Source organism: Halomonas sp. QHL1 (assembly GCF_001882345.1).
Classification (GTDB): domain Bacteria; phylum Pseudomonadota; class Gammaproteobacteria; order Pseudomonadales; family Halomonadaceae; genus Vreelandella.
In genome coordinates this window covers 1,719,238-1,744,261 of sequence record NZ_MINL01000001.1, presented here as the reverse complement: position 1 = coordinate 1,744,261, position 25,024 = coordinate 1,719,238, and the positions used below count along the sequence as shown (strand labels likewise).

General features: G+C 55.3%; 15 protein-coding genes. 2 read left to right on the top strand and 13 right to left on the bottom strand.

Annotation, left to right across the window (positions count from 1 at the left end; genetic code table 11):
• Window positions 1-627: 627 nt before the first annotated feature.
• The 6 genes from QHL1GM_RS07960 to QHL1GM_RS07935 form a co-directional block, all read right to left on the bottom strand.
• Complete coding sequence (locus QHL1GM_RS07960) at window positions 628-2,751, bottom strand: AAA family ATPase (RefSeq protein WP_071693987.1); 2,124 nt, start codon at window positions 2,749-2,751, stop codon at window positions 628-630.
• A 126-nt stretch (window positions 2,752-2,877) separates the two neighbouring features.
• The gene (locus tag QHL1GM_RS19910) at window positions 2,878-3,090 is read right to left on the bottom strand and encodes a helix-turn-helix domain-containing protein (protein WP_071693986.1); all 213 of its coding nucleotides are present in this window, start codon (window positions 3,088-3,090) and stop codon (window positions 2,878-2,880) included.
• A 321-nt stretch (window positions 3,091-3,411) separates the two neighbouring features.
• The gene (locus QHL1GM_RS07950) at window positions 3,412-4,623 is read right to left on the bottom strand and encodes an integrase family protein (RefSeq protein WP_071693985.1); all 1,212 of its coding nucleotides are present in this window, start codon (window positions 4,621-4,623) and stop codon (window positions 3,412-3,414) included.
• A gap of 280 nt (window positions 4,624-4,903) precedes the next feature.
• A complete protein-coding gene (locus QHL1GM_RS07945) occupies window positions 4,904-5,947 on the bottom strand; it encodes a patatin-like phospholipase family protein (RefSeq protein WP_071693984.1) in 1,044 nt (347 codons plus the stop codon).
• 233 nt (window positions 5,948-6,180) lie between these two features.
• Window positions 6,181-6,891, bottom strand: coding sequence for a Crp/Fnr family transcriptional regulator (locus tag QHL1GM_RS07940; RefSeq protein WP_083570991.1), 711 nt, complete (start codon window positions 6,889-6,891; stop codon window positions 6,181-6,183).
• A gap of 196 nt (window positions 6,892-7,087) precedes the next feature.
• Window positions 7,088-7,807 carry a Crp/Fnr family transcriptional regulator gene (locus QHL1GM_RS07935; protein ID WP_071693983.1) on the bottom strand — a complete coding sequence of 240 codons (720 nt, stop codon included), beginning with the start codon at window positions 7,805-7,807 and terminating at the stop codon, window positions 7,088-7,090.
• Window positions 7,808-8,234: 427 nt separating this feature from the next.
• Between QHL1GM_RS07935 and QHL1GM_RS07930 the strand changes: the two genes are divergently transcribed.
• Window positions 8,235-10,361, top strand: coding sequence for a TonB-dependent siderophore receptor (locus QHL1GM_RS07930; RefSeq protein ID WP_071693982.1), 2,127 nt, complete (start codon window positions 8,235-8,237; stop codon window positions 10,359-10,361).
• Between the two features lie 141 nt (window positions 10,362-10,502).
• Here the strand turns inward: QHL1GM_RS07930 and QHL1GM_RS07925 are convergent, their stop codons facing one another.
• From QHL1GM_RS07925 to QHL1GM_RS07915, 3 genes are read right to left on the bottom strand one after another with little or no spacing between them, the layout of a single operon-like run.
• Window positions 10,503-10,838, bottom strand: coding sequence for an AzlD domain-containing protein (locus tag QHL1GM_RS07925; RefSeq protein WP_071693981.1), 336 nt, complete (start codon window positions 10,836-10,838; stop codon window positions 10,503-10,505).
• Complete coding sequence (locus tag QHL1GM_RS07920; protein WP_071693980.1) at window positions 10,835-11,575, bottom strand: AzlC family ABC transporter permease; 741 nt, start codon at window positions 11,573-11,575, stop codon at window positions 10,835-10,837. The genes QHL1GM_RS07925 and QHL1GM_RS07920 overlap by 4 nt, the downstream gene beginning before the upstream one ends.
• Window positions 11,572-12,102, bottom strand: coding sequence for a helix-turn-helix domain-containing protein (locus QHL1GM_RS07915; RefSeq protein WP_071693979.1), 531 nt, complete (start codon window positions 12,100-12,102; stop codon window positions 11,572-11,574). The genes QHL1GM_RS07920 and QHL1GM_RS07915 overlap by 4 nt, the downstream gene beginning before the upstream one ends.
• Before the next feature lie 129 nt (window positions 12,103-12,231).
• Here QHL1GM_RS07915 and QHL1GM_RS07910 point away from each other — a divergent pair, with 129 nt between their 5' ends.
• Window positions 12,232-13,536: an MFS transporter gene (locus QHL1GM_RS07910; protein ID WP_071693978.1), complete on the top strand. Its 1,305-nt coding sequence runs from the start codon at window positions 12,232-12,234 to the stop codon at window positions 13,534-13,536.
• Window positions 13,537-13,593: 57 nt separating this feature from the next.
• Here QHL1GM_RS07910 and sstT read toward each other — a convergent pair whose 3' ends face one another.
• The 4 genes from sstT to QHL1GM_RS07890 form a co-directional block, all read right to left on the bottom strand.
• Entirely contained in the window at window positions 13,594-14,817 is a 1,224-nt protein-coding gene (gene sstT, locus QHL1GM_RS07905; RefSeq protein WP_071693977.1) for a serine/threonine transporter SstT, read from the bottom strand.
• A gap of 248 nt (window positions 14,818-15,065) precedes the next feature.
• Window positions 15,066-15,386 carry a hypothetical protein gene (locus QHL1GM_RS07900; RefSeq protein WP_071693976.1) on the bottom strand — a complete coding sequence of 107 codons (321 nt, stop codon included), beginning with the start codon at window positions 15,384-15,386 and terminating at the stop codon, window positions 15,066-15,068.
• Window positions 15,387-15,527: 141 nt separating this feature from the next.
• The gene (locus QHL1GM_RS07895) at window positions 15,528-24,134 is read right to left on the bottom strand and encodes a glucoamylase family protein (protein WP_071693975.1); all 8,607 of its coding nucleotides are present in this window, start codon (window positions 24,132-24,134) and stop codon (window positions 15,528-15,530) included.
• Between the two features lie 168 nt (window positions 24,135-24,302).
• Entirely contained in the window at window positions 24,303-24,926 is a 624-nt protein-coding gene (locus QHL1GM_RS07890) for a CDP-alcohol phosphatidyltransferase family protein (protein ID WP_071693974.1), read from the bottom strand.
• Window positions 24,927-25,024 lie beyond the last annotated feature (98 nt).

The following is a 25,024-nucleotide window of genomic DNA, read 5'->3' as shown; positions in this document are numbered from 1 at the left end:
GCACAATGCTTGCATATGTACTACAAACAGTATTGTATTTACCTGTAAAAAGCAATAAAAACAATAAGATGCATCATTAAAAACATGTTATAGGGAATACCTTGGGCAGCCTTTCAGCGGGGGCTTGGTTGCGGGTATTGACCACAGGGGGGGGGGGTTGCATGATGCTGAGGGCGGAGCGGGTCGTTGTCGCTGGCATGTGGTAATTGGCGGGTAAAACGAACCCCCAGCGCCAGTGCTACGGCTCCAGCAAGCTCGCACAGGCCGCGATCGGGGTTTCGGTAGTGCGTGTGTACTGGGTGAGCCGGGGAGGCGGCCTGTACGAGCGCATGGCGGGCGTCGGTTATGCTGGGGCAGTGTATTGAACACATGGTTAGAAAAAGGCGGTAGGTAAAGCGATGGCGCTTAGCTTAAAAAGACGGGTGATTTCCGAACCATCTGCGCAACGCCCCGACCCGAGATAAGCGGCGATTTTTACATGGCTGATCGCCGCTTTCGGGGTGCGTTAAAAAGGGGCGTTGCTTATAGGTATAACGCACCAACGCACCCCCTCGGGGGTGCTGTGCGTATGGGTCTGCGAAAAGGGCGTTAACGATACCCAACGCCCCGACAACGCACCCCAACGCACTAACGCGCCCTCATTCGTTCAACCGCGCTGAGCCATGGCTTTCCATTCTCTTTTTCCTCCTGCAGACGCCCCTCGGTGACAAGCCTGGCAATGGCGTCCCTCAATTGCTTTTGGGTTAGCTGCATCTGTGGTTTCATTTGATCTCGCTGCCTCTCAAGTGAGCGCCCGCTCGGAAACTTTCCCGCTTCGACCTCTTTCCGCACCCACTCGCACACAAAGTCATTCTCTTCAGCAACTCGCACACTGTGGTCATTAGCGTTGTACTGAGCGGCGAGCGCCACGACACACGAGGTGATCGGATCTCCGTCCTCGTTGTGATCGATTAATACCTGCTTCAGGGTAAAAGATTCACCGAAGCCATCCTGGCCATCCTTCGCCTTTGTGAGCTTCCAAGACCGGACTCCACTGCTATCTCGGGCTACTTCAATGGCCGCGTCCAATGCCCCTTGTAGGCCTGACCACCCGCGCAGGCCTCGCTCTCTGTCCTTGCCCGTGTGGTGAACGACAAGAATGCATCCGCCAACCTCATGTTGGATGGTCTGTAGCTCCGAGATAAGCTTGCCCATTCCCTCGCTACTGTTCTCATCAATACCGGGGGCACTGGCTGCAAGTGTGTCGATACATAAGACACCTCCTGTCAGAAGGTGCTGTTGAAGCACTTCAATCAAGGCGTCACGGTCTGCGGGCTCAATAAGGCTGATTGTGGGCGCTTCGATAAAGCTAAGCTGATCAGGCATCCAGTGTGCTTTTTGGAACGCACTGACGCGCTGAGGCACGCCGTGCCCACCCTCGAATGCCACATAGGCGACTGGCGTTTGTCTTACCTTGTGGCCAAACCAAGGCTGGCCTGCTGCAATGTGCGCCAGCATGTCGAGCGTGAGGAAAGATTTGCCACAAGCTGGGGGGCCGTACAGAGCTGCGAAACCTTCTTCCGGAAGGATTCCACGTATGCGCCAGCGCACCGGAGGGCGTTTCACCAACTCAGCAGCAGAGCTAACTTTGATGCGGCTCTTCGCCTGCGCCTTTTCGTTTACTCGCTGCTCCTCTTGGCGTCGATCAAATGCTTCAAGGAGCACGGCAGCAACTTGTTCGCCGTGTTTAATGTGGTAATCCTTGTTGGGATCATCTTCCTCTTGCTGGCGCGTCCGTACTATGGACAGCGTCCGGTTAAGGTAGCGGTCATTCCTGCTAGCCTTATCCCGCTGACCCAACGCACTACCCCGGAACAAGCGTCTACACTGTTCATTGCTGCGGCTGTAGAAGGCAAACATGGACATGAGCGACAGGTCTGCTTCGGACTGGCTGGGGTACTCTATGTAACTGTCCCAATTACCAGCGTAGAGGTCATTAAACTTGTCACAGTTACCCGCGTTGCGTGCACGCTCAAGGATTTCCTCATCGTCGTAGTCCTCAGGCATTTCCTCCATGTTGCTGGGGTCAAGGGAAGCGCCGCGTGCTCGCTCAATTTCGCTAACAAGCTGCGCAACCAATTCCCCGCGTTCTTCAAGCGGCCGGTCGTTCATTACGTTTCCGGTACAGACGATGAAACGCTCTTTACTGTAGACCTCTACACCATCACGACGTACACCAGCGCCACGACCGCCCTTGCACCATATATGCACACCAAGCCCGCCACGCGATACTTCTGTGTAAGTATCAAAGGCTCCCACGATAGCGTTGAAGCGCTGTATCTGGTCGGGCGTGCTGTGCTTAGCAGGGTTCGGCTCGTTACGGTAGTCCTTGAAGTCTATGTCTATGCAGGTGAAAGGATCTTTATGAGTAACAATGAAGCCAATGCCAGTGTTGGGGGAATTATTAGAAATAGAAACCGCATCTTGGAACTCCATAAACTTGTGGTAATCATGGACGCCTATACGTCTTAGCGACTCGCCCTCACCTAACCCGTAAGGAGCTTTGTCTGGGCCAGCAACACACCATTGCTTAGCCTGCTTTAGCTCTTCCGGTAAATTCGTACATAGCCCGGGCTGTGGGGCGACAGGGGCCGATTTCTCGGTAGGGTTGCCGCTAGGGTATTGGCTCGGGTCGTGTGCGACCTGTGGGTGTGCACTTTTTCCTCCAAACTGCTCGGTCTGGGTTTTTTTTTGATCGGTCGGGCTGCTCATAATAATTCCTTAATGCTTACACTAGGCGTACAGATGCTTAACCGCATCTTGTATAGCGGCGGTAAGATTAATGTTTTTCGACAGGCCCAAAGTATTGGCAGTACCTTGGGCCTCTCTAAGAAGGGATTAAATTGCATGCCCTGACGTAGAATTTCGCGTCTGGCTTTCTATGTAATCAAGAAGGTCGCTTTCAGAATATCGGACACTATTTCCGATCTTTTTATATGCGGGACCACAGCCACGCCACCGCCATATTTCTAGGGTGTTCTTCTTCAACCCCAACTGATTGGCAGCTTCGGTAGTGTTAAGTAATTTAATTGAAGTGGTATTGGTAGTCATGGACCAGTCCTTGAGCTGACCTTGCCATGCTTAGAGTAAGTTGCATTGGCAAGGTTGGGTTGAGGGCAAATTCGGGTTGGGTTGGGTTGGGTTTTATTTGCCGACTGGTCGCGCTGCCCACTGACGGTTAATACGGGCGTGCTTATCAATATGATTACCGATAAGCCAAGAGGCGTTGCACCCCATAGCGCTAACTACGTTTTATATGTTAGTGCGAAGCTTATGTAGTCGCAAGTGTTAATTTTATAATGTTTTAATTATAGGGTTTTGTATAGTTGGTTTTGTTTATAGTTGTTGTAATGAAACTTACAGCTAAACAACTTAACTTGTTTTATAATCACTAGTGATCCAGTCGGCAACTTGCTGTACTTGTGGTTTTAGGTAACGTAAGTCACTCCTTTCTGCATAGTGCTTACCAAGGATGGACTTGGGCACATGGTTGGTGAGCAGCTCGACATTAACGAACTCGATCCCACATTGCCTAGCTGTACGCGTGAAGGTGCGCCTGAGATCGTGCGGTGTCAGACGCTCGACTTCCGCTATTGCCTTCAGTTTCGTCAATATGCCTCGAGCATCTGTCACATGGCGGTTGCGATTCCCTCTTGCTGGGAATACGAACTTGCTCCCCGAATCCTGCCTTGCTGCTAGCAGTTTGAGGGCTACTGTGCTTAGAGGTAGGGTCACCGAATTGTGGTTTTTCGGGTTCGGCAAGTGCCACCAACCTTCATCAAGGTTCACTCTGTTCCAAGTCAGTTCCGCAGCTTCGCTCCAGCGGGCACCCGTCAGTAGAAGAAAGATGACAATGTCTGTGGTCGTGCGATCATTAGTGTTGCGCATATTGGGATCGCCAAGCGCTAGTAGCGTTTCCCATACCGCCCCCAATTTTTGATTAGGAATGTGGTCTTCCCGCGCCTTTTCCTTGTTCCACACTTTCATGCCGCTAAGAACGGCTACCGGGTTTTCCGGCAGAATGGGCTCGTCGGTAGAGGTGCGATAGCGTTCACGCGCGTAGTTGAGTAGGGCTCGCAGGTAGCGGAAAGCTAGATTTGCTTGTCCAGGTCCGCGCTCTGACATCTCTCTGAAGCGTTCAGCTACTTTATGGCGTGTGATGCTAGCGACTGGTTTGTCTGCCCAAGCTGTAAGGTTGCGGGTGACGTGCTTCTCTATGTCAGCTTTAGTGCTAGGGCGGAGGTCATGGTCTTGAAGGTAGCCCTGCATCACTTCGCGAAGGGTAACGCCAAGTATCTTTTCGCGTTGCTTGGTCTCCTGTGGGTCAACCCCTTGATCCATCTCACGGAGGCGCTCACGAGCTTCTTTGCGCGCCTCCTCACACGTCCATTTGCCGTGGGCTCCGATAGTGACGCGACGGGACTTACCCGAACCTTTGATGCGACCCTCGGCAATGTAGCTCTTCGCGCCTGCCTTAGTGACTCGAACAGCAAAGCCACGCAGTTCGCTATCCCATAGAAACGCTTGCTGTTTATCCTCGGGGCACCGGAACGCCTCGACGCTCTTCTTCGTGAGCTTAGCCATAGTGTTGTTCTCCCTGCTGTGTAGGCATCATGTAGGCACAACAGGTAAAGTTTAGCAGAGGTTCGTAAATGTGGGTAAAATCATAATAAGTTGATTAGTAAAGAAATTCATAGCTTGGTAGGGGAGGGTCTAACAGGATAAAACCATAGAGCATGTTACTCATAATCCCTTGGTCGTAGGTTCAAGTCCTACTGGGCCCACCATTTCTAAAAAGCCATGGCGTTATGTGTTCATTTCTCCCGCCTCATATGTGCTTATCTCCCATCCCCGATTGCCAACTCTAACCCTGATGTTGCGCTCCAATACCTTGAAAAATTTGCCGAAGATCGACACTTGAACGCTCTCCGATGGTGGCAAAGTTCTCATCCAGCCAGTGGGTGACGGTTTCGCGGCCAAGATCGCGCAACTTGGTGAGAAATTGCCATTCCACATTCATCTTTGATGAAGCGCCCAGCGGTATTAGTTCTGCCTGGTTTTCCACCACATGCACACGCACCTGACGATACTCATCAGCGGAGAGTTTGCCCTGGCGGATCAGCCGGTCCACGAAGTCGATTGCACGCAGCTCTTTGAGCAGGCTGCTGTTAAAGCTGATCTCGTTCATTCGGTTCTGTATGTCCTGGGAGTTCTTCGGTGCACCCTTGCGCTCTATCGGATTGATCTGGATGACCATGATGTCGTTGGTGCCGGTTTCTCCATGGAAAGGGAACAGTGAAGGGTTGCCCATATAGCCGCCATCCCAATAGGGCACGCCATCGATCTCGACTGCTTGATAGAGGTGCGGTAGGCAGGCAGAGGCCATTAACATATCCAGCGTTATCACCTCACGTGGGAAGATTTTGACATTGCCGCTCTCCACGTTGGTAGCTGAAATGTAGAGTTTGAACGCAGTGCATCGTCGCACCCGGTCAAAATCGATGTTTTTTGCTACCAGGTCGCGTAGTGGATTGATATTCATGGGGTTAAGCTGATAAGGCGAGGCTACCCGGGACAGCGCATCCATCGCGTGGTATACGGGGTTGTTCTCTAACCCCCAGTAGCCCATAAGAATGTCATAGGGCGTGCGTTTCATCGGGCTGTTTACTGCGCCATTGCCCATGGATTGCCAGAAGTGTTCGAGGGCCGCCCGTCCGCCTTCTGGGCCATCACGGGTGAAGCCATCGGCTAGCACCACTGCATTCATTGCTCCTGCCGAGGTGCCCGAGATGCCGGCGATCTGCAACCGTCCATCTTCAAGAATCCGATCTAGAACCCCCCAAGTGAAAGCGCCATGCGCACCACCACCCTGAAGGGCGAGGTTAATGGGTTTGAGTTTCTGAGCCATGTTATTAATTCTTTTGGGTGGTGGAGGGAGCTGGCTGACTGCATTGCCTGAAGCGAACACGTATTCGCCTACCACAGAATAGAGGTAGGGCGAGAGGGATATCTGTCTGATGGCGAACATAGCCGCTCAACGCCAGAGCACGACATTTGAGAGCGGAAATTAATAACAGAGGCAGTGGGGAAGGGCAGAGGAGAAGAGCTGTAATGAAAGTCTGGGCGGCTAGGGCGCTGTAATCATATCGGCAATATTTTGGCGTAAAGCGCGCAATCTTTGCTATAGCACTCGCACGACGCCTCGATGAGGCCTGGACGATCAAGCACTGTGATTGTTCCGCGCTGGTAGCGGATTAGTCCGCGCGCCTGCAGGGCTATCGCCGCTAGCGTAATGCCTGCACGTCTAACACCGAGCATCATGGCCAGAAATTCATGGGTCAGATTCAATTGATCAGACCCTGCGCGATCTTGAGTCATTAGCAGCCACCTTGCGAGACGCGCCTCAATCTGATGGAAATGATTACACGCCGCTGACGTTGCCAGTTGCTTCATTACTACATAGATATATCGCTTTAGTCGCTGATGTAATACAGGACTGCTAAGTAGTAGTTGTTGAAAATTTTCAGCAGTAATGCGAAGGGCCGATCCCGCCCCTTGAACCAGCGCGAGCATTGGTGTTTCTTCGATGCCCAACACAAGTGAGCTACCCAGCATGCCCTCACGGCCTGCCATCGCGACCTCTAGCCGGTTATCGGAATCGAGTACAACAATTAGGGAAATGAAGCTATCAATAGGGAAATAGACGTGGGTAATCGTCTCGGCAGGCTGGAGGAGTACTTCGCCAAATGAAAGCTCTACGGTTTCGCAAACGGCCATAAAGCTATCCCGCTCGACGGCAGGTAACTCAGTAAGCAGTCTGTTGGCATTAAGGACGTGCATAAAAGACGTCATGTGCCTCTCCGGTTGAAAGAACCTGGCAAACGGCACAATGAGGGTTAAATCATTTTGATGTCGGCTGCAGATCGGCCATGCTTAAAAGCTGATGGCATATCTGCATATTAACATTGGGTAAATCAAGCGTCGGCACGGTAGCGTACATAACGCTAAGATGCCTTTTTATAATAGTCCGCTAGCTTGGCTTAATCACTTACATAACGTTGTTGTGATTGAGCAGTCGGTCATACTCTTCTTTGACCACCGCATAGCACTCGCAGACGCGAGCCTCCAGCCCAGGCCTGTCAATAACATTGATGCGGCCACGGTTATAGGAAATCAAACCCGCCTTTTGGAGCTTACCCGCCGATTCGGTCACGCCTTCACGGCGCACGCCTAGCATGTTGGCAATTAACTCCTGGGTCATGATCAATTCATTGCCCGGCAACCTGTCAATGCTAAGCAGCAACCAACGACATAGCTGCTGATCGACATTGTGATGGCGATTGCATACCGCTGTCTGCGCCATCTGCGTTAGCAGGGCTTGGGTGTAGCGCAAGAGCAGTCGCTGCATTGGGCCCGCGCGGTAGAATTCGTTTTTGAGCAGTTGCCCCTTGAGGCGTAACGCTTGGCCAGCACTTTGAACGATCGCCCGGCTGGGCGTGGTCTCGCCGCCCATGAATAGCGAGACGCCTACCACCCCTTCATAGCCGACAACGGCAATTTCTGTCGAGGCGCCATTTTCCATCACGCACAGCAGCGAGACGATGGAATCCAGTGGAAAGTAAACATGGTTCATATGCTGTCCAGATTCAGACAGCGATTGGCCCAATGTCAGCGTCACCCTCTCTAAATCAGGCAACAGTCGATTCAGTTCCTCCTCAGGCAGTAAGCCCAGTAAAGCATTCTGCTGGAAATCACAGGGCACTGGCATTGAATATTCCCCCTGGTTGCTGGCAATCGCAGTTTGACAGCACTTGCCTATATGGGATACCGGATTCTGGTACTTTTGACTGGTATCTCAAGTCCTTAGAGAGATATCGTTCGAGTATAGTCCTTCTTTAGGCAAACTCTGTACGCTAACGCACATAAGGGGCTGAAGCTGGTGAAGGAACCGCGTGTTACATAATTGAAGAATAGATACCGTAGAATTTTTTTCACCTGTGTTCGCCAGTACAGTCAGCCGCTTATAACCGGCAGGGCTACGTATAGTTGGTGTCGCTGTTAGGCGGTGTTGAAATCCTCATTAGGTCATTGAAAGCAACTGTTTAAAAGCGCTATCATGAATGCTAATAATAACGATTATCATGATTTTTATTTTCTGTTCACTCTTTGCTTCTAAATCCAACTGAGACCACATCATGCCTCGTCTGCCGTTTGCCCGTCGTCCTTTGGCGCGCTCAATCTCCTCGCTGATTCCCGTCACCGTGGCGATCTTTTGTGCATCTGCCTACGCGCAAGAAACGTCTACGTCCAACGACACCGTGGTGGTCACGGCCACGGCTTTGAAAGTGGCAACTCCCGAAGTAGAAACGCCACGGGCCATTTCGACCGTTAGCTCTGAAGACCTAGAAACCCGCGCCGTTAATACCTACGACGAAACCTTCCAATACCGCTCTGGTGTGGTGTCTCAGCCTTACGGTGATGACAACAATGCCGACTGGTTCTTTCTGCGGGGTTTTAGCGCTGAAAACTCTACCTACCAAGACGGTTTGCGACTTTTCCGTACTGGCGGCTACTTCTGGTGGATGAGCGAGCCATTTGGTGTTGAGCGCGTTGATTTGTTAAAAGGGCCTGCTTCCATTCTTTACGGTGAAGCGCCTCCTGGCGGTGTGATTAACGCAATTAGTAAGCGCCCGACCCGCGAGCCACAAGGAACGCTAGAGATTGAAGCAGGTAACCAAGATCACCGCCAAGTGGGGCTTGATGTGTCCGGCCCTGTAGCCGAGCGAGATGATATTCGCTACCGCATGGTGGGGCTTTACCGCGATGGCGAGGGCGAATTAGAGGGCAGCAATAAAGAGCGCTACTACTTTGCACCCAGTCTGGCAGTAGATTTTTCTGACGATACAACGGTGACATTCCTTGCCAGCGTTCAGAGAGACGAAGGTGTGCCGACAACCGGCTTTTTCCCCGCCTATGGCACGCTAAACAATACACCCTTTGGCAAAATTGACCGCGATACGAACCTTGGTCAGCCGGATTTCGATCACGTTGATCAGCGACAATACTCGCTGGGCTATGAGCTAGAGCATCGCATTAATGATACTTGGGAATTCCAGCAGAACGCGCGTTATAGCCATCTAGATCTAGAACTACGCACTGTGTACCAAGATTTAACAGCTCCGATAGGACCGCGTAGTATCTCTCGGGGCTTGATAGACCGTGATGGTAACTATGACGCCTTTAACATTGATAACCGCTTTATCGCGCGTACCTACACTGACAATACGGAAAACACTCTGCTGCTGGGCGCTGGTTACCAAGAGCTAAACCTCGATTACAGTGATGGTGATAGCTTTAGGGCTCAAAAAGGCGATGGGGATTTATACTTTCAAAGTATAGATACGCTAGATATTTTCAATCCAGATTACAGCGCGTTTCGTACCCCATCTCTAATGGACCCTACATACCATGAGTTAGATAGCAGTCAGTTTGGTTTGTATGTGCAAGACCAGCTGCGCGTGGCCGATAAATGGGTATTCCTCGCGGGTGCTCGTTACGACATCGTAGAAAGCACTGATGAATTCAGTGATAGCAGTGGCCGGTCCAGTGAAGGCTACGATGATGAACAGCTTTCGCTGACGGCAGGGGTGATGTACCTGGGTGACAATGGCGTTTCGCCTTACTTAAGCTACAGCGAGTCGTTTACACCCGTGGCGGGCATTGGGCAGAATGGTGCTTATGAGCCACAAGAGGGGCGTCAGATGGAAGCGGGGCTAAAAGTCACACCGCGAAATTTTGATGGCTACCTGACCGTGGCGGCGTTTGATGTTGAAGAAGACAAGACGCTCATCTCAAATGGTGCTGTTCAGGAACAAGTGGGTGAACGTCGTTCGCAGGGTGTGGAAGTTGAAGGCGTGGGCTACCTTACGGATAACCTAAAGCTAACAGCCTCTTACACCTATACCGATACGCGCTACGACGTAAGTGATACGCAGCAGGATGAGCGTGCGCCGTTTGTGCCTTATCATATGGCATCAGCTTGGCTAGATTACGATCTTGCCAGCACGGCACCTGGGCTTTCCGTTGGCGCCGGTGTGCGTTACATGGGTGAAACCGTGCCAAGCGCTGACAGCGGTATTGGCGGCGAAGTGCCTTCCGCTACGCTTTATGATGCCATGGCTAGCTACGACATTAACGATAGCTGGACTGCGCAGCTTAACGTCAACAATATCAACGACGAAGAGTATGTAAGCGGTTGTGACTTTTACTGTTACTACGGTGCTTCTCGAAGCGTGATTGGCAGCTTGAAATATAGCTGGTAAGCATACTGCTCTCAAAAAAGCCCGGCCAGATTGGCCGGGCTTTTGCTATTGCGGTAAATAAGCTTAACCGCCGCGTCAAGAGCCGCCGTGTTAATTCTTTATAGTTTTTGAATGCATTCACTCTCCAAGCAAGTAAAGCCGCTACATGAACGCCGCGCTTACCTCCACCACCCCAAACACTGCGACCCCTGCCGCGACCGGCCAGCCCAATGAACGTACCCGAGACCACACCAGCAGCGTGACGGAAAGCCCGATGGCGGTGGCGATCCAGGAAATAGCGCTTGGGTTAACCGGCACAATGGACACCCCCAGCACCGCGGCAATCATCAGCGGGCCGAGAATACCCAGCCACTGGGGCATGTTATTAAGGCCGCTTTCGCTGTTGAGGCGGCGCTGCATCCATAAAAACGGCACTACCCGCATCAGCAACGTGCCAAACGCAGAAACCGCTACCGCTAGCCAAAGTGCGGTGCTCATGATTCACGCCTCCTGCTGGTTGCGACTTTCACCGTATAAAACTGCATAGAATAAAAGCACAGTGCGCCACAGGCGGCGGCTAGGGGAATCGCCACGTTGCTCCAGCCGACCAGCGTTAAACCTAGTGCCGCTAGAATGGTGCAGCCCATGGCCACTGCCCAACGCTTGTCGGTAAAGCGCGGCGCTACCATGGTCAAAAACAGCGCAGGCAGGGCGAAGGGCATAATCTCACCCAGCAGCGGCCAGCGGGCGGTAAAGGCCTCCCCGGCGGTAGCGCCCACCGTGGTGCCGATTATCCAGGCACCCCAGGCCAACAGCGATGCACCGACAAACCAACTAAAGCGCTTTACCTCGGGCAGTTGTGGTAGCCGGGTTAAGGCTAGCGCAAATACCTGATCGGTGAGGCCGTGCATTAGCCAGGGCCAGTGGCGGCTGCGGGGCAGTAACGCCGCCAGGTTAGGGCCGTACACCACATGGCGCACGTTAATCAGCAGCGTCATCGCTACCACCAGCCACAGCGGTGCGCCGGTGGCGATCATCCCGACAAACAGAAACTGCGAGGCCCCGGCGTAAATCAGCGCTGAAATAGCCGCGGCCTCCAGTGTGCTAAAGCCTGCCTGGGTGGCGACTAAGCCAAATGACAGCGCCACCGGAATGTAGCCACCCAGTAGTGGGATGGCCTCTCGCACGCCCTGTAGCGCGCTACGGACTGGAGAGTGGCTGGCAGCTTGGCTCATGGTGTTTGGCCTTCTGCACCATAGGTGATGGTCATCATCAAAGTGGCCTCCGCTGCATGGGTGCGATAAAGGTGTGGCTGGTCGGCGGGGAAGGTCACGGTGTCCCCAGGCGTGAGCTGCGTGGTGGCGCCCTCTGGCCCCGCTTCCAGCCAGCCGCTAATCAGCGTAAGCGATTCACGAGTGCCGGGTGTATGGGCTTCGGCATGACGCAATGTATACGGTGCGCAGCGCATCCAGTAGGCGTCTACCTGAGGGGAGTCCTTGCCTTGATCAATCAAACGCACTTGAACGCCCTTTTCGCCCAGCGGCACGCTGATGGGCGCTACTAGGGTGCCGAAAGGCACGTTGAGCTGCACCGCCAACCGCCAAATGGTATCTAGGGTTGGATTGCCGTTGCCTTGCTCCAGGCGACACAGGTTGGACTTGGCTATCCCCGCCTCATTAGCCAGCTGCGACAGTGACCAGCCCCGCTCATGGCGAAGTGCTTGAAGGTGTTGGCCCAACGTGTGGAGTGAGAGCTTATCCATCTTGTCATCTCGTGTTCCTTTTATAGAACGTTCTATATAAAGAACGTTAGCCTGTCAATGATTGTGACAAGCGCTTTCAGTGGCACTCTTTATGCATGACCTATAGCGACTATGCTGCGAGGAAGCGCAATGCGTTCATTGGCAATGCTCAAACCGGTTAAATCGATCCTATACAGCGTGGCGTTACTGCTGCTGGGCAACGGCTTGCTGAATACGCTGCTAACCCTTCGTGGTACGGGGGAGGGTTTCTCCAGCGCGATGCTGGGGATGATTATGTCCGGCTACTTTGTCGGCTTTATCTGCGGCACCTGGGTAAGCGGGCGTTTAATTCGGCGCATGGGGCATATCCGTACCTTTGGCTTCTGTGCCTCTATTTGTGCATCGGTGGCGCTGTTGCACCTGGTGTTTATCAACCCCTGGGTATGGCTACCGTTGCGGGTGATCTATGGGCTTTCGTTTATCACCTTAGTGACCGTGATTGAGAGCTGGCTAAATAGCCAAGCCGCCAGTCATGAGCGGGGGCGTATTTTTGCCGTCTATATGGTGGTCAACTTGGGCGCTCTGGCCACGGCTCAGCAGCTACTGCGGCTCTCTTCACCGCAAAGTTTTTTACTCTTTGTCGTAATCGCCATTCTGATCAGTTGGGCTCTTTTGCCGATTACCCTGACACGTCGCGTTCAGCCTAAAATCCCCGAGCGGCCCAAAAGTAGCCTGCGGGCGTTGCTGGGCTTTGCGCCGCTAGCGGTGGCCTCCGCCGCGTTATCGGGGCTGGCGATGGGCGCGTTTTGGTCGATGACCCCGGTCTACGCCACTCAACTAGGGTTTGATATTGGCGGGGTGGGGCTGGTGATGAGCGTAGCGATTATTGGCGGTGCGCTTCTGCAGATACCTATCGGGCGCTTCTCCGACAAGCATGACCGCCCTAGGGTGATGACCTGGGTAGTGCTATTAGCAGCGCTGATCGCCGCGGGCATGCCCTTTGCTCCCAGTCACGAAGTGCTGCTGGGGCTCTATTTTATCTGGGGCGGTTTGGCGTTTTCGCTCTATCCGCTGGCGGTGGCGCAGTTGATCGACCAGCTTCACCCGGATGAAATTGTCTCCGGCTCGGCGGATATGTTGGTGATGCACGGTGCGGGCTGTGCCGTCGCGCCGATTGCGGCGGGGGCGCTGATGACGGCCGTGGGCGGCCACGGCCTGCCGATCTATATCGCCTGTGTGTTTACCCTGCTGGGTATATACGCCATTTATCGTCGTCGCCACGTAACGGCCTTGATTACCCATACGGCTCACTTTGAACCGATGGTACAAAGTAGTGCAGGGGCATTAGAAATGATCTTTGATGATACCCAGCGCGACCTGTTCGATGACCCGAGCTTCTATGAGGATGATGAGCGCGAGCGTTTGGCGAGCCTTTTCAAACCCTCACATAGTTGATGCGTGAGCGCGCTGGGGGGAGTGGCTGTTATAAGCAGCCACCCCCAGGGTGAACGCTTAAGAGCGCTTCGTCTCTTGAGATTGACAAGCGGCAGCGGTGAACAGCACATCGGTAGAGGAGTTGAGTGCGGTTTCGGTGGAGTCTTGCACCACGCTGATCACAAAGCCAATCGCCACCGCTTGCATGGCCACTTCCGTGGGAATACCGAACAGGTTGGCAGCCATGGGAATCAGCATCAGTGATCCGCCCGCCACGCCTGAAACGCCGCAGGCCGCCAGCGCTGACACCACGCACAGTAGCAGCGCCGTAGGGAAGTCGACGCTAATGCCCAGCGTATGAGTGGTCGCCAGAGTGATCACGGTAATGGTGATGGCCGCACCGCACATATTGATCGTCGCGCCCAGCGGAATAGATATGGAGTATGTGTCAGGGTCGAGCTCCAGGCGGCGGCATAGCTCCAGGTTCACCGGGATATTCGCGGCCGAGCTACGGGTGAAAAAGGCGGTAATCGCACTGCCCCGCAGGCACGTAAACACCAGGGGATAGGGGTTTTTCCGGGTGGCGAAGTACACCAACAGCGGATTACTCACTAACGCGACAAACAGCATGCAGCCCACAATCACACCTAGCAGCTGGGCGTAGTTGAGCAGCGCCTCAACGCCAGATTCAGCCAGCGTGCCTGCTACCAAACCAAAGATCCCCAGCGGCGCTAAACGAATCACCAGTGTCACGATGCGAGTGATCGCTGCGGATAAATCGCTCAACGCTTGGCGGGTGGTATCGCTGGCTTGACGCAGGGTCAAACCCAGGCCGATAGCCCAGGCCAAAATAGCGATAAAGTTAGCCTCCATCAGTGCACTAACCGGGTTAGCCACCGCATTCAACAGCAGGTCGCGTAGAACGCTAAAAATATCCCCGGGCGGGCTGCCATCAACTTGGCCGGCATTCAATGCGAGTTCGGTGGGAAATAGAAAGCTGGCTGCTACCGCAATGAGCGCAGCGATCAGCGTGCCCGCCACATACAGCATCAGCACTGGGCGAATATGGGTGGGTTGGCCTTTTTGATGAGCAGAGATCGCTGCGGCTACCAGTACAAACACCAAAATGGGCGCCACCGCTTGCAAAGCGGCGATAAAGAGCTGGCCAAGCAGGGCCACGTCGCTAGCAATGCCCGGCGCAAACAGGGCGAGTACTACCCCGGCAACGATACCGATTAAAATCTGCGGGATAAGGCCCAGCTGTATAAGTGGCCGGAAAACGGTGCGGGCGGTGGCGATCATTGCGCAACTCTCAGGTAGGAAAAGGTGGGTGACGTGGCGGCGCTTGGCTGCTGACGTGCCTGAAAGGGGCAGTATTCTACCAGCTGAGGTTCACCTCCGTTACGCTGTTATTCGCTTAGTCGATGAGATGGCTATATTGGAGTGTTAGTGATCACTCACGAATTGATTCAATAAAAATGCCCCCGCCGCGTAAGCGGGCAGGGGCATTGATAGATGATGCTTGTTGCCTTGATGATCAAGCCTTTAGATCAGGCCGCTACCACCTCTAAGTTCGCTGGCGCAGTTTTTTGCGGCTTGCGAATGGTTTCGTCGTTATCCGCAGATGGCTCACTGGTGCTAACCATCTCCGTATGCCCGCGCTGGGTTAAAGCAAGCACCTCGGGTGACGTGCCCCACTTCATCAGCATCTCATCCAGCAGCTGCTCGGCTTTTTCAGCCTGGCCCCAGCGGGTAAGTAGCTGGGCAATGGCGTAGTCGCACTCGGGAGTGTCGAATAGTTCATCCTTGATGTCTTGAATGGCGATGTTAAGGCCCGCCTGGGAAAGGTCGCTTGACGTTTCGTTATGCATATCACGGCTCCGTGTGATTGCGAATGGGACGGCGGTTAACCTGAGATAACCGCCTGAATTTGAATGATACCTGTGTGGTACGCAGCCGAGCTTAATATAGCCATGAGTGAGAAGCAAATGCGAAAAACATGCGGTAAATGACTATTGCTCCGCGGTTGCGATTGGGTTGATAAATACCTCTAACTGGTGCTGTTTGCCATCCAGTGGAATGCGCACTTCGCCTTGCTGGCGCGTTAGTATTTGGCCATCAAGCTGCGCGCTGGGTACCTCATCGGTGGTGGTCACCTTAACCGCGTAATGCGTGGCGGCAATGCTCAGCGTTGCGCTAAAACTTGGCCAGTCGTGGGGGAGGCAGGGAGCAATTACCAACCAGCCACCCTCTCTACGTATGCCCAGAATGCCCTCAATGCCGGCACGGTACATCCAACCCGCTGAGCCCGTGTACCAAGTCCAGCCGCCACGCCCCGTGTGAGGTGCAACGGAATAGACATCCGCGGCGACCACATAGGGCTCGACGTAATAACGAGCGGCTTCTTCGGTGGTGCGGGCATGATTGATTGGGTTGAGTAGCGCAAAAAGCGCATGCGCTTTGCTGCCCTCGCCGAGCTTGGCAAAGGCGAGAATCGCCCACATCGCGGCGTGGCTATATTGCCCACCGTTTTCACGCATGCCGGGTGGGTAGCCGCCGATATAGCCAGGGTCGCGCTGGGGCTGATCGAAGGGGGGCCAAAACAGTAGCGCAAGTTGCTCATCGTGCCTGATCAGTTCGCGCTCCAGTGACTCCATGGCGCGCTCCGCTCGGTGGGGCTCTGCCGCCCCCGAGAGTACCGCCCAGGTCTGGGCAATCGAATCAATTTGGCACGCGTCGCTCTCTTTGCTGCCCAACCAGCTGCCGTCATCGAAAGTCGCCCGGCGGTACCACTGGCCATCCCAGGCGTTGCTTTCCAGCGCAGTGCGCAACGCAGTGATATGGACACGCCAACGCTCAGCGCGTGGAGTGCTCGGTGAGGCTGAAGGCACTTGTTTTTCGCGTTGCTGGGCAAAGGGGAGGAATAGCTCCAGGGTATGCACCAGCAGCCAGCCAAGCCACACGCTTTCACCTTCTCCCGCTTCGCCAACGCGGTTCATGCCATCGTTCCAATCACCGCCACCGATCAACGGCAAGCCGTGCTCGCCGGAAAGCGATAAGCTCTGATCTAAGCCGCGTGCGCAGTGCTCAAACAGCGAGGCGGTCTCCCCTGCGATCATCGGCTGGAAAAAACAGTCGTGCTCGCCGGGAGCTAATTCGGCACCTTCCAGAAAGCTCACCGGCTCGTCCAGGACGGCGGCGTCGTGGGAGGTGGCAATATAACGGGCGCAGGCATAGGCCAGCCAGACCCGGTCATCGGAAATACGCGTACGCACCCCTTGGCCGGAGTGGGGCAGCCACCAGTGTTGTACGTCGCCTTCGACAAACTGACGGGAGGCGGCGCGCAGCAGGTGTTGGCGTGTGGTTTCGGGGCTAGTAAAGGTTAACGCCATGCCGTCCTGTAGCTGGTCGCGGAAGCCATAGGCGCCGCTGGCTTGGTAAAACCCGGAGCGCGCGGTGATGCGGCAGGCAATGGTTTGATACATCAGCCAGCCGTTGAGCATGATGTCCATGGCGCGATCAGGGGTGGTTACTTGTATCGCCTTAAGCTGCGTTTGCCAGTGCGCAGTCACCGTGGCAAGCTCGGCGTCAATATCCGCCTGACGATACTGCGCAATCAGCGCTTTGGCTTCAGCGGTTGAGCTGCTTTGACCCATCAATACAACGATATCGACGCTTTCACCTGTCGCCAGCGTTACGCCGCGGTTGAGCGCGGCGCAGGGGTCCAATCCTGCACCATGAGTGCCAGAAAGTGGAGCGTGGCTGCGCAGCCCTGCTGGCGCTGCCAGACTGCCGCCGTAGCCGATAAATTCGCAGCGGTCAGCCGTCCAGGAAGCAGGCTGGGCACCGATATCCAGAAACGCCACCCGGCCAGGGAAATTCATATTCCAGGGGTTCTCCACCAGTAGCGCGCCGCTATCGACGTCAGGGTGTGAGATTAGAAAGGGCGCTGAACCGCTACGCGACGTGCCCAGCACCCACTCGGCATAAGCCGTCACGGATAGCTTGCGTGGCCGCCCGGAGTGATTGCTAAGGCGTAGCCGCGAAATCCTAAGCGGGTCTTCTAACGGCACGAAGTGCAGCAGCTCCAAGGCAATCCCATCCACCTGATGCTCGAATTGGCTATAGCCGAAGCCGTGTCGTGACAAGTAGCGACCATGATCCCGCAAAGGGCGGGCAGTGGCGGTGTAGAGCGCCATCGACTCTTCATCGCGGACATAGATCACATCGCCACTCGGATCCACCACGGGGTCGTTTGACCAGGCCGTTAGCTGGTTTTCGCGACTGTTATCTGCCCATACATAGCCTGCGCCTTCTGCCGATACCTGAAAACCGAAGCCCGCATTGGCAATCACGTTTATCCACGGCGCGGGCGTGGAGCTTCCAGCCTCAAGTACCGTTACATATTCGCGGCCATCCTGGGCAAAGCCGCCAAGCCCATTAAAAAACTCAAGCGCTGGGAGTTGCGTTTCACTGACATTGAGCGGGAGGTGCTTGGGTAGGGGGCGTTTGATGACCGATTGAAGCGGTGTTGTGGCGCTCAGTACGGGCAGCGTCAGGGCTAACTGGTTCGCTATGCTGCCGCGAAGGGCCATTAACGCGACGCACGCTATCGACTGTAGCTGCATACGTACTTCCAGGCTCATCAGGTCGGCACGCAGTGCAATTACGGAGCCTTGCGCAAAATCCTTTTTAAAACGAGGCTGGGTTTGGCTGCTAAGCACCGCGGTTTCAATGGCTTGCTGTAGATCCTGAATATAAGAGGAGGAGCGCTCATTGATAATCACCACGTCCACGCCTAGCCGCTTCAAGCGCCAATATTCGTGGGCGCGCAGCAGTTGGCGTACCTGGCCAATGTCTTCAATGCTGTCGATGCGCATCAGAATAATTGGCAGGTCACCGGAAATGCCGTGTTGCCAAAGGCGTGACTGTGGCCCTGCACCGCGTTCAATGGCATCGGAGGGCGCTCTAAAGCGGGCGTCAGGGTAAAGAATTGGTGCGGCCAAACGCTGAAAGTCGGCGGCTTCTTCAGGCTGGATGCCCAAATGGCGGAGCTGAACCTGGGCCTGGGTCCAGGCGAGGGTTTTGGCGCGTTCAAACGCGCTGCGGTCATGGTGCTTATCGATCAAATCCATCAACGCCTCGCGGGAGGAGGCGACCACGGTCCAGTAAGCGATTCGGGTGGCTTTGCCAGGGGCCACGCGCAGGCAGTAACGCAGCGCAAAAATAGGATCCAGCACGCTGCCGACACTGCTCGAAAGATGCTGTCCCTCTGCCAGCGCTGTGGCGTGTAGCGTGCTTCGGCCGCGGCCTAAAAACCGCGCGCGATCAGTCTCGAACTCTAGCTCGCCCACGGTATGGCCTTCTACTACCGCAAAGTGAGCCGCCCATACCTGCTCTTCATCGGGGGAGCGCCGCCTCCTTGTGGCGATTAGCGCGTTAAAAGCTTCCAGATACTCGGTCACCACAAACATTTTGGCAAAAGCGGGATGCGCATTGTCGGTACTGGGAGCGGTCAAGACTAATTCTAGATAGGAAGTGATCGTAATGTCGCGGGCGTGACGGCCGCTGTTGGTGAGCGAAAGGTGACGAACTTCGCTGTCGTCTTCTCCGGAAACCAGCACCTCCATATGGCTGGTGATATCGTCGTGACGATGACTGTAGCGAGCATAATCCTCGGCAAATATGGCATGGCTATGCTCATCGTTTGCACCGGCTGGGTGTGCCGCCGTTTGTCCTGTGGCTGTCCACACGCCGGGGTGCCGAGTGTCCCGCAGAAAAATAAAGCTGCCTAAGTGGTCGCGGGTGGCGTCCGGCTGCCAGCGACTAATGGCAACGTTTCGCCATCTACTATAGCCGCCGCCGGTGGCCGTTAGCATCACCGAGTAGCAGCCGTTGGAGAGTAAATGGGTAACGGGCGGACCACTGGCTGACGTTGAAACGCGTCGAATGGTTTGTGCTTCGTTAATCATCTGACTCGCGTTTGACTTCACCTCTTCAGCGCGGGGATGGGCAATCGACACGTTACGCGGAACCCGCTCTTGGAGCAGCAGCTCGCTGGCTTGAATCATCGGCTCGCGGTGAAAGCGAGCGCGCATCTGGCCGTGGTGCAGAGTATTAGCAATGGCCGCGATCGTCATACCCTGATGGTGGGCCATAAAGCTGTGCACAACCACCACTTTCTCCCCTGCGGGTAGCCGCGAACGGGTGAAATCGAGCGCTTCATAGAAGCCATAGCGGCCTAATGCGCCCATCTCCGCCAAGCGCTTGAAGTTACGACAGGCGCCGCTGGGGTCAACCATGGCGGCTAACCCGGTGGCGTAGGGCGCGATCACCAGATCAGCAGAAAGTCCCCGTTTGAGCCCCAACCCCGGCACCCCGAAATTAGAGTATTGATAGGTGAATTCCTGATCACGGGCGTTATAAGCAGATTCGGAAATACCCCAAGGGGCGGAGAGCTGGGCGGCGTAGGTTTCTTGACGCTTTACCACCAGCCGATTGGTTTGCTCCAGCAGGCTGCCCCCAGGGGCGCGCATCACCAGCGACGGCATCAGGTACTCAAACATTGACCCCGACCAGGAGATCAGCGCCGAGCCAAAGGTAACGGGCGTCGCTGCGCGGCCAAGCTTGAACCAGTGGCGGGTGGGAATGTCGCCTTTGGCAATCGCAAACAGGCTGGCCAGCCGCGCCTCGGAAGCCAGCAGGTCGTAGCAGCTGGTATCCAGGCTGTTGTCATCCAGTGCATAGCCAATCGACAGCAGCTGGCGCTCGCTATCGAGTAGAAAGGCGAAATCCATGCCCAATGCCAGGCGTCGCGCAGAGTCCGCAAACTGTTGCAGGCGTAGGGCGAGTGCACCCTCTTCAAGGTTGGGCTGGATTTCTCGGTCATGGCAGTGTTGCGTCACCGAGGCGTGCAGGGCTTCCAACCAAAACAGCAGGTCTTTGCTGTGTGGGTCGCTATGCTCGTTGAGAGGAGTGCGCGCCAGCGTTAACGTGCTATCCGTCAGTGTGGCGATATTTGCCAAGCATACCGACGACATCACTTCGCTCTTCAACTGGGCGTCTATGAGTTCCAGCTGCACGCTCAGCTTAACCGTGAACTTTTCCGAGAAGGTTGACGCTTGCTGAAGTGTCTGACGGGCCAGGTTTAGCGTGTCGGCAATGCCTACGCGTGGGTCAGCTAGATAGCCCGTCGCCTTCCAGGTTTCGCAGGCGTTGGCGATAGCGATAAGGTGCCCTGCAAGGTTACCGCTATCCACCGTTGACACATAGCGGGGGTTAAGTGGGCGCAGGTCGTGGGTGGCGTACCAGTTATAGAAGTGCCCCCGGTATCGGGGTAGGCCCAGCATCACGCCCAGGGTTGTTTCAAGCCGCTCAAGCGTCTCATGGGTGCCTATCCAGCCGAAATCTCTAGCTGCCAGGGTGGAGAGTAGATAGAGCCCCATATTGGTCGGCGAGGTGCGCTGGGCGAGGACGGGTTGGGGATCTTCTTGAAAGTTATCCGGAGGTAAGCGGTTATCGTTGGCGGTCACAAAGGTTTCGAAATAGCGCCAGGTTCGCCGGGCAATGACCCGTAGCTCAAATGCTTCCTCTGCCGAAAGGGTGGGTTGGACGACGATGCTTGTGCTGCTGCTTAACCAAGACGCCACTGCTGGCGCGGCCAACCAAAGCAGCGCCATGGGCAGTGTGATTGGCCATGTGTGGCTAGCGGTCAAGAGTGCACTAATGGCTACCGCTAGCCCTAAAGCAGTGCCGGGTGCCATGCGCTGATAGAAGCCCAGTACCGTCAGCGGCGGGCTTTTCATCGACTGGGCGGCAGATGTCCACTCAAGCAGACGCCGATGGGTGATCAGCACGCGGACTAAGGTTTTGGCGATGGCATCCAGCATGCGCCATGCCTGGTCGGGCAAAAAAAGGATCAGTAGCAGAATTTGCGCGCTACCCACCTTTAGCTCATCAAACCAAAGGTGGTAGTGGTGGCGTAGTTTAGACCACGCCCGGAAGGGAATGAATGAGGCCGCCAGGGAGAGCAACACCGGTGCGCCGACAACGGCCAGTAATAGAAGTGTGCTGGTGATGGCCATGCTCAGCGGCATCTGCCAGCTAGCGGCAAGGCTTGCCAGGACTAACGGCGGCGTCACCGAGCGGCGCAGGTTGCCGAGCATTTTCAGGCGCCCGGTGAGCGGCAGCGCCGGTGCTATTAGCCAGGGGAGCAGCTGCCAATCGCCGCGTGTCCAGCGGTGCTGGCGCTTGGCGGCTACGTCATAGCGGGCCGGAAAGTCTTCAATCACTTCAATATCGGAGGCGAGACCGGCGCGAGCAAACACACCCTCAAACAAATCGTGGCTGAGCAGGCTATTGTCGGGCACCCGGCCAGCCAGCGACGCTTCAAAGGCATCAACCGCGTAAATACCTTTACCGGCGAACGAGCCTTCGCCGACCAGATCCTGATAGAGATCCGAAATAGCGGCGGCGTAGGGGTCGATGCCCCCTGGCGCGGAGAATAGCCGCTGGTAGATGGAGCCTTCGCCCCCCGTGGGCAGCGAAGGAGTAACGCGAGGCTGCAGTATCGCGTACCCCTCTACGACGCGGCGTTGCTGATGATCCAGCCGTGGCTGGTTTAACGGATGCGCCATTTTACCGACCAATCGGCTTGCCGCGCCCCGAGGTAGGCGGGTATCGGCATCCAGAGTGATGACATAGCGCACGTCACTGGGCAGTGGTGGCGGGTCGATAAAGGTGGTGTCCGTGGCGCCACGTAGCAAGCGGTTAAGCTCGTGCAGCTTGCCCCGCTTACGCTCCCAGCCCATCCAGGTATTTTCGCTGGCGTTAAATGCCCGCCGCCGATGGAGCAAAAAGAAGCATTTATCGCTTTCGAGGGCGAGAGGACAGTAACGCTTATTTAACTGGTCGAACGCTGCTTGAGCAGCCGTTAACAGCGCGGCCTCATGGGGTAGTTCCGCTTGAGAGGCATCCACGCCGTCGAGCAGCAGCGCATAACTAAGCGCCCCTTCACCGCTGGATAAGTGGTGCACTTCAAGGCGCTCGATCTGTTCGCGCAGATCTTCTTCGCTGGTCAGCAGTGTGGGCACAGCCACCAGGGTTCGTAGCTGGTGTGGAACGCCTTTGGCAAGGTCTAGCCCAGGCAGCGGTTGAGCGTCGATAGAGTAGATAATCAGGCGGTTAACGATCAGCGTTGCGACTTCCATAATGGGCAGGAAACCAAACGCTCCCAAGAGCATGAGCCAAGGTAACGGCACGTCCCCTATCGCCAGCGGCAACGAAAGCAGTAGTCCACCGGCCAGCGTCATTAGGGTCAGTGTGACCACAGCCATCAGTACGATATAGCTGCGAATACCGTGATGAATGAGCGTCCGGCGCAGCCACTGACGGGAAGAGGGGGTAAACTGAACCTGATGCTCAAGGGTTAAACGACCCGAGCCAACCAAGAAATAGCCGGGGTCTCCCCGGCGTGCAGCTTCGGCTGGGTCGCTGGTGCCAGCCGCTGCCTGGTGGGAGAGTGAGAGCGCTGCTTCGACTACCTCAAGCTCGCTGTAACGAGATCCTCGGGCGATCTGCTCTACGGCGCTGCGATACTGGTTGCGGGTGGCGAAATCAAGCTGATCAAAGTGACTCTGCTGGCGTAGCCGTGTATCCACCAAGCTGACACTTTCAAACAGCTCGGCCCAGTCGATACTGGAAACAAAGCGCATGCTGGTGATGATATTACGCACGGTAACGTTGGCGGCGCCTTGGCGCTGCTGAGCGTGTTGAACCATCTCGTCGATGGTTTCACCCTGACGGCTAAGCTGCTCATCGAGCCAATCAACCAGCGGGCTGCTGCGCGGATCTAAGCCGCGCAGCCGCTTCGCAAGCTGAGCAGTGAAGGGTTCCGCCAGGGGGCCTGTGTGAAAGCGAAGACTGCTGGCCTCCAGGTGAAAGGTGTGGCGTGCCTGGGAGGTTTGCTGATCGGTGGGTGTTAGCCATTTTGCCGCCAATGAATCGGCTTCATCTCGCGCCGTTTGTTCACTGATAATTTGGTCGGCAAGGCGTCGCAGGTTCTCGATCAGCACGATTCGCAGCGTGATCGCTACCGCCCATAATTCGCCAATGGTCAGGGGCTGAACGCGCTGATAAGCGGTTATAAAGTTTTGCAAATTCTCCAGGTCGATATGGCTGTCGGTATGTGCCACAAAGGCCCAGGCGATACCGAATACCCGTGGGTATCCCGCAAAAGGCCCGTTGGCTAACTTCGGTAGCTGGCGGTAATAACCAGGGGGAAGGTCGCTGCGTATCTCACGAATTTGCGCTTCAATCAGGTGGTAATTGTCGAGCAGCCAAGCGGCGGCAGGCACAATTTCCCGACCACTCGCCAGCGCCGAGGCACTGGCGCGGTAAACGTCCAACAGGGTGTTAGCGTTATCGTTGAGCCGTCGTGTTAAAGAAACTACCTTGGAGGGCGTATTGGTAACTGCTTGGTCTAGCGCCAAACTGCCTGCGTGCTGTTCAAGTCGCTCTGCGCTGAAGAGCTCTTCCCGGATGGGGGTAGTAGAGTTCCATGGCGCTGCAAACGTTGGGTGCGGACGCACAAAACGAATAAGTTGTTTCACAGATTCCATCCTGGTGAGAGTGCATTTTCATGCACAAACGATGCTTCCTTTCTAGAACAATGGTCGCGCCCAGGGGTTACGTCCGTGCGTTAGCGCACATTGCGCTATTTCACAGCGCTTATGCAGGCTGTATGAGCTCTTTGGATAGCGTTAATACAGCGGTAACACCTTAGGCATCTAGCCTGTTTCATGCCTGCGCAGTGTCCAGTAACCTCCCCACAGCCGGGTTGCCGTAGTGATCAGGCAGGCAATAGAAAAGAGTATAGCCAAAATGGGGAAGTGTTCAGGGAATAGGCAGAAAATCACCAGCGCCAGCACGGTTTCGGTGCCTTCGGTTAAACCCTCCAAATAGTAGAACGCCTTGTTGGGAAAGTGGGGGCGCTCTATGGCCTGTTGCTTGGCGACAATCGCAAAGGCGAGAAACGAGGTGCCGGTGCCGATAAACGCAAACAGTAGCAATGCTGCAGCGAGAGCGTTCTGGCCAGGGTTTGCCAATGCGAAACCCAGTACCACTGCGGCATAGAAAACAAAATCGAGCCCAATATCCAGAAACCCGCCTGCGTCGCTTGCGCGACCCGCTAAGCGTGCCAGGGCGCCATCAATACCGTCGCCCAGGCGGTTAAGCACAATCACCAGTAGCGCGAGCCCGTATTGCTCCCATGCCAGCAGAGGCAGGGCCGTTATACCCAACGCAAAAGCGCCAAGTGTCACTTGGTCTGGGGTGATGTGCTTATTCAGTAACGTCTGTGCGATGCATCTCAAGGGGCGCTGAGTAAGCGGCATTGTCCAGCGATCAAGCACATGGTTCTCCTCAATAGGTAGGGGAAAGTTAGGTTAATAATACCCTGCCAATAAAGCTGTTTAGTGATTAATAGCCCCGCCATTGAACGGGGTGGCAG